1 protein-coding gene is annotated in these 910 nt (G+C 69.0%); it reads left to right on the top strand.

What is annotated here, in order from left to right:
• Positions 1-910 (top strand): hypothetical protein (locus GM668_RS30750; protein ID WP_170305931.1); only part of this gene is annotated, 910 nt, incomplete at both ends.

The raw sequence follows: 910 nt of genomic DNA, 5'->3' as shown, positions 1-910 counted from the left end.
GCGGCTGGCTGGCGTCGGCCGCCGATCCGCGCGGCCGCTGGCTGGCCACCGTCACGCGGGAGCCGGATGAGTCGGGCCGCCGCAACCGCTCCCGCCTGGCCGTGCAAGACACGCGCAGCGGCCGCATCATCACGGAACGGCACGTCGAAGGCGACCTGCAGGCGCTGGTCCCTTCGTCGAACGGCAATATGCTGTACGGCGTGCTGGGCGCCCCTGCAATGGAAGGCGTGCAGCGGGCCGGCTATACGCAGCCGGACGGCGGGCAATTGCTGGCATTCGATTTGGCGGCGGACCTGGGCCAGGCGCCACAGCAGCCGGATGCGGCGTGGGGCGCTCGCCGCTGCCCGATCGAAGATGAGGCGCCGCAGGCACGCGACATCGCGCAAGTTTTGCAGCCGCCGGAAGCGCAATACACGTACACGCTGCCCGCCGACTCGCCCGACAATACAGGCCGCCAGTGCCATGGCGATGAATGGTGGCAGCCGGGCATTGCCAGCGAGCGGATCCGGCAATGGGGCGTGTCGCCTGATGGCCGGGTGTGGATCGACCGCGTCAACCAGCTGGAAAAGCTGGACAAGGATACCGGCCAGTCCGCCGGCCGCATCACGACGCCCCGCAATGACAAGGTGTGCAGCATTCCCCTGTACGACGCCCAGCAATTCCTCGTGTGGCAAGGCGACACGGTCAGCTTGAAAGCGTTTACGGGCAATGCGTCGGCCATCCTCGTCAACAAGGAAGGCTGGCATGCCGACAGTGTCGTGCGGCTGGGCGATAAATTCGGCGTGCGCTGGGTGAAAGCCGAGCCGTCCGCCAACACGGTGATCTTGCCGGTCGCACCGGTTGCACGGCCCACGCCGCCACCGGCCGGTCCGGGCGCGGCGCCGGCTGCGGCGGCAACACCGGCCGCTGC

The organism is Pseudoduganella ginsengisoli (genome assembly GCF_009720865.1).
Lineage (GTDB): Bacteria > Pseudomonadota > Gammaproteobacteria > Burkholderiales > Burkholderiaceae_D > Rugamonas > Rugamonas ginsengisoli.
This window is presented reverse-complemented; position numbering and strand designations above follow the sequence as displayed.